At 74.3% G+C, this 9,990-nt stretch carries 8 protein-coding genes; 4 read left to right on the forward strand and 4 right to left on the reverse strand.

The window, feature by feature from the left end; genetic code table 11:
• Positions 1 to 130: 130 nt before the first annotated feature.
• Together ACIOD1_RS32800 and ACIOD1_RS32805 are read right to left on the reverse strand one after the other, a co-directional pair.
• A complete protein-coding gene (locus ACIOD1_RS32800) occupies positions 131 to 1,144 on the reverse strand; it encodes a Gfo/Idh/MocA family oxidoreductase (RefSeq protein ID WP_365614929.1) in 1,014 nt (337 codons plus the stop codon).
• 19 nt (positions 1,145 to 1,163) lie between these two features.
• On the reverse strand, positions 1,164 to 2,078 hold the full coding sequence (locus ACIOD1_RS32805) for a sugar phosphate isomerase/epimerase family protein (protein ID WP_401906520.1): 915 nt from the start codon (positions 2,076 to 2,078) through the stop codon (positions 1,164 to 1,166).
• A gap of 157 nt (positions 2,079 to 2,235) precedes the next feature.
• On the opposite strand from ACIOD1_RS32805, the gene iolC reads away from it, so the two are divergent.
• The 4 genes from iolC to ACIOD1_RS32825 are packed head-to-tail and all read left to right on the forward strand — an operon-like array spanning position 2,236 to position 7,410.
• Positions 2,236 to 3,165 (forward strand): 5-dehydro-2-deoxygluconokinase, encoded by a 930-nt coding sequence (iolC, locus tag ACIOD1_RS32810; RefSeq protein WP_401906547.1) that lies wholly within the window; start codon positions 2,236 to 2,238, stop codon positions 3,163 to 3,165.
• Positions 3,149 to 4,027, forward strand: coding sequence for a 5-deoxy-glucuronate isomerase (iolB, locus tag ACIOD1_RS32815; protein WP_401906523.1), 879 nt, complete (start codon positions 3,149 to 3,151; stop codon positions 4,025 to 4,027). Before iolC ends, iolB begins: the two co-directional genes overlap by 17 nt.
• Entirely contained in the window at positions 4,024 to 5,898 is a 1,875-nt protein-coding gene (gene iolD, locus ACIOD1_RS32820; protein WP_401906526.1) for a 3D-(3,5/4)-trihydroxycyclohexane-1,2-dione acylhydrolase (decyclizing), read from the forward strand. The genes iolB and iolD overlap by 4 nt, the downstream gene beginning before the upstream one ends.
• A 12-nt stretch (positions 5,899 to 5,910) precedes the next feature.
• On the forward strand, positions 5,911 to 7,410 hold the full coding sequence (locus ACIOD1_RS32825; protein WP_401906528.1) for a CoA-acylating methylmalonate-semialdehyde dehydrogenase: 1,500 nt from the start codon (positions 5,911 to 5,913) through the stop codon (positions 7,408 to 7,410).
• Between the two features lie 134 nt (positions 7,411 to 7,544).
• On the opposite strand, the gene ACIOD1_RS32830 is transcribed toward ACIOD1_RS32825, so the two are convergent.
• Together ACIOD1_RS32830 and ACIOD1_RS32835 are read right to left on the reverse strand one after the other, a co-directional pair.
• Positions 7,545 to 8,702 (reverse strand): hypothetical protein, encoded by a 1,158-nt coding sequence (locus ACIOD1_RS32830; protein WP_401906531.1) that lies wholly within the window; start codon positions 8,700 to 8,702, stop codon positions 7,545 to 7,547.
• Between the two features lie 62 nt (positions 8,703 to 8,764).
• A complete protein-coding gene (locus tag ACIOD1_RS32835) occupies positions 8,765 to 9,805 on the reverse strand; it encodes a WxL protein peptidoglycan domain-containing protein (RefSeq protein WP_365614912.1) in 1,041 nt (346 codons plus the stop codon).
• Positions 9,806 to 9,990: the final 185 nt, after the last annotated feature.

The raw sequence follows: 9,990 nt of genomic DNA on the forward strand, positions 1-9,990 counted from the left end.
AACGACGCACGGTGAGCGTGGGGGAGGGGCTGTCGAACGTCTGTGACGGAAGACCCGCGTAACGCGGACATGTGTGACACGGCCGGGACCCTTGTGACGGATGCGGCACAGGGGGCGCCGGCCCCGTGCCTCAGCGGCGGTACAGCTCCGGGCGCTCGGCCAGCCGCACCTCGGTCCGTACGCCGTCCCGCGCCGCGGCGAGCCCGGCCCGGGACACGGCGGCCGCCGCGTAGCCGTCCCACGCGTCGGGCCCGTCCACCCGGCCGCGCGCCGCCGCGGCCACCCACCGGCGCACCTGGCGGTCGTAGGCGTCGGCGAACCGGGTGGTGAAGTCCTGGGTGATCTCCCCGCCCCAGCGCCCGCCCGTCTGGACCACCATGGCGTGGCCGTCGCCGATGCGGGCACTGCCCCGCTCGCCGACCGCCTCGCATTGGACCTGGTAGCCGAAACCGCAGTTGACGAAGATCTCCACGTCGACCACGACCCCGCCCGAGGTCTCCAGCAGGACGAGGCGAGGGTCGCGCAGCCCCTCGGGGGCCGCCGAGGAGGGCGTGGGGGAGAGCACGGTGACGGCGGTGACCTCCTGCCCCAACAGCCAGCGGGCCGCGTCCACCTCGTGCACCACCGAATCGCCGATCAGCATGTCGCTGGTGAAGAAGGAGGGGGAGGAGACGTTGCGGTGACGGCAGTGTAGGAAGAGCGGCCGGCCGATCCCGTCCGCGTCCAGCAGCTCCTTGAGCCGCTCGTACTCGGCGTCGAACCGCCGCATGAACCCGACCTGCACCAGCCGTCGGCCGAGCCGCCGCTCCGCCTCCATGATCCGCAGGGCCCCCTCCGGATCCGGGGTGAGCGGCTTCTCGCACAGCACCGGCAACCGCCGTCCGAGCGCGTGGAGGACGGCTTCCTCGTGGGCGGGCCCGGGGGAGGCGATCAGTACGGCGTCCACCCCGGGCGCGGCCACCGCCGCCGCCGGGTCCGTGTACGCGCCCGCGCCCTCCAGGCCCGCGGCGACCTCCTTGACCCGGTCCCCGTCCGGGTCGGCCACGGCCACCACCCGCGCCCCGGCCACCGCGGCGCCGATCCGGCGGACGTGGTCGGCGCCCATCCTCCCGGTGCCGATGACGGCGATGCCCAGCGTGCTCATGAGTGCTTCCTCCAGGGGGTCAGCGGGCGCCGCAGGAGCGCAGGAACTCCCTGGTGCGGCGGGCGATCGGCAGCGGCTTGTCCGGCGGGCACGGGTACATGTCCTGCTCGACGATGGCGAACAGCTCCACCCCGAGCCGCTCGGCCGCCGCCAGGACGGGCTCCAGCGCGGGTACCCCGGTCGGCGGCTCGCACATCACCCCGCGTGCCACGGCCGGACCGAAGGGCAGCCCCCGGGCCCGTACTTCGGCGAGGACCGCCGGGTCCACCTGCTTGAGGTGGAGGTAGTCGATCCGCTCCCCGAAGGTCTCGATCGCCTCGACGCTGTCCCCGCCGCAGTACGCGTAGTGCCCGGTGTCCAGGCAGAGGGAGACCAGCTCCGGGTCGGTGGCGTCCAGGAAGCGGGCCACGTTCTGCGGGGTGTCGATGTGGGTGTCCGCGTGCGGGTGGACCACGATCCCGAGCCCGTGACGGTCGCGCACCTCCCGGCCCAGCCGCTCGGTCTGGGAGGCCAGTTCGCGCCACTGATCGGCGGTCAACTCCCGGTCCTCCAGCACCTCGCCGGTCTTGTCGTCCCGCCAGAAGGAGGGGATCACGACGAGCCGGTCCCCGCCCACGGCCCGGGTCAGTTCCGCGATCCGCGACACGTGCTCCCAGGTCTGCTCCCAGACGGCGGGCCCGTGATGGAGTCCGGTGAAGACCGTGCCGGCCGAGACCCGCAGACCGCGCCGGGCCGTCTCGTCGGCGAGTCGGGCCGGATCGGTGGGCAGGTATCCGTAGGGGCCGAGTTCGATCCACCCGTACCCGGCGTCGGACACCTCGTCGAGGAACCGCTCCCAGGGGATCTGCCGGGGATCGTCCGGAAACCAGACGCCCCAGGAGTCCGGAGCCGAACCGATCCGGATACGGGTCAACGCGGGCGGGGAGGAGGTCATGACGGCCACCTTAGGGTGCGAGGCTCGACGGGACGGGGAAGGGGAAGGACGAGTGGGAGGAGTGCCTGCTGTGAGCAGAGCGGACGACGGGGTGACGGTGGGCGAGGGCGGGATCGAGGGCGGTGGCGGGGGCGAATCGGCGTACGACCTGATCACGATGGGGCGCATCGGAGTGGATCTCTACCCCCTGAAGAGCGGCGTAGCGCTCGCCGAGGCGGACACCTTCGGCAAGTTCCTCGGCGGTTCCCCGACCAACGTCGCCGTCGCCGCCGCCCGACTGGGCCGGCGCACGGCCGTGATCACCCGGACCGGCGCCGACCCCTTCGGTACCTACCTCCGCTCCGAGCTGCGCCGGTTCGGGGTGGACGACCGGTGGGCGGGGGAGGTGGCCGCGTACCCGACGCCCGTCACCTTCTGCGAGATCTTCCCGCCGGACCACTTCCCGCTCTACTTCTACCGACTGCCGAAGGCCCCCGACCTGGAGATCCGGGCCGAGGAGCTCGACCTGGAGGCGGTGCGGGCCGCGCGGGTCTTCTGGATGACCGGTACGGGCCTCAGCGCCGAACCCAGCCGCGGCGCGACCCTGGCGGCGCTGGAGGCCCGCGCGAAGTCGGGCACCACCGTCTTCGACCTCGACTGGCGACCGATGCTGTGGGCGCCGGGCGAGGACCCCGGGCCCTGGTACGCACGGGCCCTGGCGCACGCCACCGTCGCCGTCGGCAACACCGAGGAGTGCGAGGTCGCCACGGGCGAGAGCGAGCCGTACGCGGCCGCCCGGGCGCTGCTCGCGGCCGGGGTGGAGCTGGCGGTGGTCAAACGGGGCCCCAAGGGCGTGCTCGCGGCGCACCGGGACGGAACGACGGTGGAGGTGCCCCCGGTCGAGGTGTCGGTGGTCAACGGTCTTGGCGCCGGCGACGCCTTCGGGGGCGCCCTGTGCCACGGGCTGCTGGCCGGCTGGGAGTCGGAGCGGACCCTGCGGTTCGCCAACGCGGCGGGGGCGATCGTGGCCTCGCGGCTGGCCTGCGCGGCGGCGATGCCCTCCACGCACGAGGTGGAGGAGGTGCTCGGTCATGCCGGTGGTGTCTGAGACGGGAATGGAGTTCACCCGGCTGCGGGTGCTGGAGCTGGAGCCGGGGGAGACGTACGCCTTCGCGTGCGGGGACGCGGAGTGGATCGTGCTCCCCCTGGCGGGCGCCTGCCGGGTCCGCTGTGCGGAGCCGGCCCCGGACGGCCCCGCGCCCGGCCTCCCGGAACCGGCCCCCGCAGGCGGCCCGGAGGAGTTCGAACTGCGCGGGCGAGCGGCGGTGTTCGACGGGCCGACCGACTTCGCCTACCTGCCCCGGGACGCGCACGCCGAGGTCACCTCCGCCGCCGGAGGCCGCTTCGCCCTGGCCGGGGCCCGCTGCGAGAACCGGCTCCCGGCCCGGTACGGGCCCGCCGACCGGATCCCCGTCGAACTGCGCGGCGCCGGGACGTGCTCCCGTCAGGTCAACAACTTCGCCGCCGCCGACTCCTTCGCCTGCGACCGGCTCATCGCCGTCGAGGTGCTCACCCCCGGCGGGAACTGGTCCTCGTACCCGCCCCACAAGCACGACGAGCACCATCCCGGCGAGGAATCCCGCCTGGAGGAGATCTACTTCTTCGAGATCGCCCCCCACGAGGGCCGTCCCGGCCTCGGCTACCAGCGGGTCAGCCCCTCCCCGGCCGGCAAGACCGACCTGCTCGCCGAGGTCCGCAGCGGCGACACCGTCCTCATCCCGGACGGCTGGCACGGCCCCTCCATCGCCGCCCCCGGGCACGCCATGTACTACCTCAACGTGATGGCCGGCCCGGACGCCGCCCGGGAATGGCTGATCCGGGACCACCCCGACCACGGCTGGATCCGCGACACCTGGACCGGGCGGGCCCCGGACCCCCGCCTGCCCTTCCCCCTCGGGGAGGACGCGTGAGGCTCACCACCGCCCAGGCCCTCGTCCGGTTCCTGGCCGCCCAGTACACCGAGCGCGACGGCGTCCGCCGCCGACTGATCGGCGCCACCTGGGGGATCTTCGGGCACGGCAACGTCGCCGGGATAGGGCAGGCCCTCCTGGAGAGCGGCCCGGACGCCATGCCCTTCCTCCAGGGCCGCAACGAACAGGCCATGGTGCACGCCGCCGTCGGCTACGCCCGCCAGTGCGGACGGCTGTCCGCGCACGCCGTGACCACCTCCATCGGGCCCGGCGCGACCAACCTCGTCACCGGGGCCGCCCTCGCCACGATCAACCGGATCCCCGTGCTCCTGCTGCCCGGGGACACCTTCGCGACCCGGCCCGCCGACCCGGTGCTCCAACAGCTCGAAGTGCCGTACGCGGGCGACGTCTCCGTCAACGACACCCTGCGCCCCGTCTCGCGGTACTTCGACCGGATCAGCCGGCCCGAGGCCCTGGTCCCGGCCGCCCTCCAGGCGATGCGGGTGCTCACCGACCCCGTCGCGACGGGCGCCGTCACCCTCGCGCTCCCGCAGGACGTGCAGGCCCAGGCGCACGACTGGCCCGAAGAGTTCTTCGCCGAGCGGGTGTGGACCGTACGCCGCCCCCGCCCCGACCGCACCGAACTGGCCACCGCCGCCGAGGCGGTACGGGGCTCCGAGCGCCCCCTGATCATCGCCGGGGGCGGGATCCGGCACAGCGCCGCCGGGGCCGCGCTCGCCGCCTTCGCGGAGGCCACCGGGATTCCGGTCGCCACCACGCAGGCGGGCAAGGGGGCGCTGCCCTGGGACCACCCCGCCGAGGTGGGCGGCGTCGGGCACACCGGGACGGCCACCGCCGACGCGCTGGCCCGCGAGGCCGACCTGGTCATCGCCGCCGGGACCCGGCTGAGCGACTTCACCACCGCCTCCGCGACCCTGTTCCAGAACCCGGCCGTCCGCTTCGTCGGCCTCAACCTGGACCCGTACGACGCCCACAAGCTCGCCGCCCGACCGCTGGTCGCGGACGCCCGCGAGGCGCTCGTGGAACTCCGCGCGGCGGTGGACGGGTACCGGGTGGCCCCGGAGTACGAGGCCGCGTACACCGCCGCGAAGGCCGACTGGGAGACCCGGGTCGACGCCGCCTGCGCCGCACCCGCCTCCGAGGAGGACCTCGCCCCCACCCAGGCCCAGGTCATCGGCCTGCTCGACGCCCTCGTGGACGACACCGACATCCTCGTCAACGCGGCCGGCTCGCTCCCGGGGGACCTCCACAAGCTGTGGCGGGCCCGCACGCCCGACCAGTACCACCTCGAATACGGCTACTCCTGCATGGGCTACGAGATCCCGGCCGCCCTCGGGGTCGGCCTCGCCGCCCCCGACCGGCCGGTGTGGGCGCTGGTCGGCGACGGCACGTACCTGATGAACCCGACCGAGATCGTCACCGCCGTGCAGGAGGGGATCCCGGTGAAGCTGGTGATCTTCGACAACCACGGCTACGCCTCCATCGGCGGCCTCTCCGGGGCGGTGGGCGGCGAGGGCTTCGGCACGGCGTACCGCTTCCGGGGGCCCGACGGCGCGTACGACGGAGCCCCCCTCCCGGTGGACCTCGCGGCGAACGCGGCCTCCCTCGGGATGGCCGTCATCCGTACCCGCACCATCGGTGACCTGCGGAAAGCCCTGGCCGAGGCGCGCTCGGCGGACCGCCCTACATGTGTCTACGCACAGACCCGAACACCCGACACTGTGTCGGGCCCACCCCCGGCACAGGCATGGTGGGATGTTCCTGTGGCCGAGACCGCGACCCGTGCGTCGGCGGCCCAGGCCCGTGAAGAGTACGACCGGCAAGCCGCGCAGCGACGTCGCCATCTGTGAAGGAGCACGAGCATGAAGACCGTCAACCACTGGATCGGTGGCAAGACCGTCGAGGGCGCGTCGGGCAACTACGGCCCGGTCACCGACCCGGCGACCGGTGAGGTCACCACGCAGGTCGCCCTCGCCTCGACCGAAGAGGTCGACGCCGCCGTCAAGATCGCCAAGGAGGCGTTCCTGTCCTGGGGGCAGTCCTCGCTGGCCGCCCGCACCAAGGTGCTCTTCGCCTACCGCGCCCTGCTGGACGCCAACCGCGACGCCATCGCCGAGCTGATCGTCGCCGAGCACGGCAAGGTGCACTCCGACGCGCTGGGCGAGGTCGCCCGCGGTCTGGAGATCGTCGAGCTGGCCTGCGGGATCACCACGCAGCTCAAGGGCGAGCTGTCCACCTCCGTCTCCAACCGGGTGGACGTCTCCTCGATCCGCCAGCCCATCGGCGTCGTCGCGGGCATCACCCCGTTCAACTTCCCGGCGATGGTGCCGATGTGGATGTTCCCGCTGGCCGTGGCCTGCGGAAACACCTTCATCCTCAAGCCGAGCGAGAAGGACCCCTCGGCCTCCCTGAAGCTGGCGCAGCTGGCCACCGAGGCCGGTCTGCCGGCGGGCGTGCTGAACGTCGTCCACGGCGACAAGGTGGCGGTGGACGCGCTCCTCGCGCACCCCGACATCGCGGCCGTCTCCTTCGTGGGCTCCACCCCGATCGCCCGCCACATCCACACCACCGCCTCCGCCAACGGCAAGCGCGTCCAGGCGCTGGGCGGCGCCAAGAACCACATGCTGGTGCTCCCGGACGCCGACCTCGACGCCGCCGCCGACGCGGCCGTCTCCGCCGCCTATGGCTCGGCGGGCGAGCGCTGCATGGCGATCTCGGCCGTCGTGGCCGTCGGCTCGATCGCCGACGAGCTGGTCGACAAGATCCGCGCGCGCGCCGAGAAGATCAAGATCGGTCCCGGCAACGACCCCACCTCCGAGATGGGCCCGCTGATCACCGCCGCCCACCGCGACAAGGTCGCCACCTACGTCGTGGGCGCCGCGGCCCAGGGCGCGGACGTGGTGCTCGACGGCACCGGCTACACGGTCGAGGGCAACGAGAACGGCCACTGGATCGGCCTCTCGCTGCTCGACAACGTCAAGACCGACTCCGACGCCTACCGCGACGAGATCTTCGGACCGGTGCTGTGCGTGCTGCGCACCGAGACCTACGAGGAGGGCGTCGCCCTCATCAACGCCTCGCCCTTCGGCAACGGCACCGCCATCTTCACCCGCGACGGCGGCGCCGCCCGCCGCTTCCAGCTGGAGGTCCAGGCGGGCATGGTCGGCGTGAACGTGCCGATCCCGGTGCCGGTGGGCTACCACTCCTTCGGTGGCTGGAAGGACTCGCTCTTCGGCGACCACCACATCTACGGCAACGACGGCATCCACTTCTACACGCGCGGCAAGGTCGTCACCACCCGCTGGCCGGACCCGGCCGACGCGCCCTCCGGCGTGGACCTGGGCTTCCCCCGCAACCACTGACGCCGGGACGGGTCGGGGGCCGTCGGATCGACTTGTCGACTCGGCGGCCTTTCCCGGCCCCCGCACCGTCCGCCCCCGCACCGCCCGCCCCCCGCACCCTCACCGCGGGGGGCGGGTCCGTTTCCGGGGTCCTCTCAGAGGTGGGACCAGACGTCCCGGGCCGCCGAGGCGCTCCAGACCGCGTCGCCGTGTCCGTAGCCGGGGACCACGAGGAAGCGGACCCGGTCGTTCCCGCCGGCGCGGATCAGCTCCGCCCCCCGAGGCTCGTCGCCCCGGCCGCCCTCGGTGTTGACCCAGACCACCTCGGTCCGGATCCGGTCCCAGCGGATCCGGTACGTTTCCTCGTCCCCCGCCCACACCGCCGCGAGGTCCCGCATCAGGGCGGTGGACAGCAGGCCGCTGCCGAGCGCGGAGGTGGCCGCGTGCCAGGTGGACAGGGAGGCGTGGGTCAGGGCGAAGCGGTCCTCGGCTGGGGTGGCGCCGAAGGAGTACGTCCCCTCCGCGTGACCCCGCCGGTAGATCCAGTTCGCCGGGCCGGGGAGGGCGGCGGTGCGGATCAGGGCGAAGTGCGCCAGGCCCGCATGGGTGAAGCGCCGCTCCGGGTCCGGCGGCCAGGGAACCTCGGAAGGCCCCGCCGGGGCGGAGACCGCGCGGGCGATCAGCGCGGGCAGTCCCGGGTCCAGCGCGTGGACACCCCGCGCGAGGTGCTCCTCGTACGCGCCCCTCGTCCGGGCCGCCCGCAGCGCGGGCTCGCCGACGTAGGGGCCGGTGGTGTCCAGCACCACCACCCCGGCCAGCCGCTCCGAGGGGTCGTGCGAGGCCGCGTCCAGGGCGAGCGCGCCGCCGGCCGAGTGGCCCGCGTACCGGTAGGGCAGCCGCAGCAGGGCGTCCAGGGTCGACACCACCCCGGCCAGGTCCCGGCGGTGTGCGGCCAGCCCCCGGTCGGCGGGGACCTCCGCGGCCCCGGCGGAGTCCTCGCGCGGGGTGACCCCGACGACGAGCAGGCCCCGGCGGCGCAGGTGGTGGGCGAGGCCCTCGCCGCCGGGGGCGCCGGCGACGAGGAACTCCGCCGCGAAGTTCAGGCCGCCGCCCGGCAGGAGGTACGCGATCCCCCGCGGCGGCCGCTCCGCGTCCGCGAGCACGTCCACGGTCAGGGGGGCGCCGCCGTCGTCCACGAGCGGGAGGGTGAGGCGTATCCAGCCGTCGCCGGGGAGGTAGGCGGCGGTCCCGGTGCCCAGCGCCCGCTCGACGCGGGTCAACAGGCCCACCCCGTGGGCGGCTTCGTGTTCCATCGGCGGTGTCTCCCCCTCGGCGGCGCCGGCCCTGTGCCGTCACCCGGGGACACCCTCGCCGGTCAGCGCGATTCCGCCAAGTCCGGTGCGGGAGCGGCCGGTTCCGGTACCTCGGCGCGGCGCCTGCGCAGCACCCACCAGGTCACACCGGCCCCGAGCAGCACCAGGGCCACGCCCGCCGCCGGCCACGGAACGGCGAGGAAGCTCGTACCGCCCCGCGAGGACAGCTCCGGATACGCGGCGGCCCCCGCGGTGACCTCCACGCTCACCCGGTCCGACTGCGGGGCGTCCGGCCAGGGCTCGGTCAACTCGATCCGCTGACCGGGCAACAGCACCAACTTCAGCTCCCGGGCGGGCCGGTCCAGCACCCGCCGACCGAAGAGCCCCTCGGCGGACACGGCCACCTTCGGCTCGACCACCACGTTGCCCCGGTTGACCAGGGTGTAGGTGACGCTCGCCCGGGCGTCCTTGACCCAGGGCAGCAGCGGAGCGGCCCGGTCCACCCGTACGTCCTCCACGCTCAGCCCCGGGGTCAACGGCCCGGGCACCCGGAAGTACAGCCGCGCACCCACCGAGCGCTTCACCCCGACCTGCACCTTGCCGTCCTTCCGCACCCCCTCGACCGCCGTGTTCAGCGCCACGATCCCGCCGACGTGGTCGCCCGGGGCGGCGTCCCGGGGCACCTTGACGGTGAAGGGGACGTCCTTGCGCCCCTTGGGCGGGACGGTCACCGTCCCGGCTGCCTCGGGGCCCAGCGCGATCCAGCCGCCGAGGTCCTTCGGCTTCGACTCGACGGGAAGCAGCGCGAAGGCGCCGCCCGAAAGGGTGTTCATCGCGTCGGTGGCGAAGACCTGGAAGGTCAGCTCCTTGTCGGAGGAGTTCAGGACGGTCACGCTGTCGGAGACCGTGGACCCGGCCGCGCCCTGGTGGAAGAAGTACGCGCGGTCGGTCATCGCGGCCCCGGCCGCGGGCGTCGGGAAGACCCCCCAGGTGCCGTTGTCGGCGGCCTCGGCGGGAGCGGCGGCCAAGAGGGAGAGCAGCGGCAGCAGCACGAGCCCGCACAGGGCGGCGAGGCGGGCGTGCAGGAGGGTGCACAGGTGCATGGGCGGGGTTCTCCAGTCGCGGCGCGGAGCGGGAAAAAAGGGGTGGTGGGGGGCCGGCGCCCCCCCCCCCCCCCCGGGCGGGGGCCGGGGGGGGGGGGGCGGCGGCACACCAACCCAGGTGCCGGGCGGCGCAAAGCAAACGGCGCCGCCGGGTCCTCCGCCCCCCGCCCCCCGCGCACTCCGCC

It is taken from the genome of Streptomyces sp. NPDC088097 (assembly GCF_044741845.1).
GTDB lineage: Bacteria > Actinomycetota > Actinomycetes > Streptomycetales > Streptomycetaceae > Streptomyces.

Bases quoted from the DNA above. Each gene is read 5' to 3' on its own strand.
- ACIOD1_RS32825 (WP_401906528.1), top strand. From the start codon at position 5,911: ATGAAGACCGTCAACCACTGGATCGGTGGCAAGACCGTCGAGGGCGCG.
- ACIOD1_RS32835 (WP_365614912.1), bottom strand. From the start codon at position 9,805: ATGCACCTGTGCACCCTCCTGCACGCCCGCCTCGCCGCCCTGTGCGGG.
- ACIOD1_RS32830 (WP_401906531.1), bottom strand. From the start codon at position 8,702: ATGGAACACGAAGCCGCCCACGGGGTGGGCCTGTTGACCCGCGTCGAG.
- ACIOD1_RS32800 (WP_365614929.1), bottom strand. From the start codon at position 1,144: ATGAGCACGCTGGGCATCGCCGTCATCGGCACCGGGAGGATGGGCGCC.
- iolC (WP_401906547.1), top strand. From the start codon at position 2,236: ATGGGGCGCATCGGAGTGGATCTCTACCCCCTGAAGAGCGGCGTAGCG.
- iolB (WP_401906523.1), top strand. From the start codon at position 3,149: ATGCCGGTGGTGTCTGAGACGGGAATGGAGTTCACCCGGCTGCGGGTG.
- ACIOD1_RS32805 (WP_401906520.1), bottom strand. From the start codon at position 2,078: ATGACCTCCTCCCCGCCCGCGTTGACCCGTATCCGGATCGGTTCGGCT.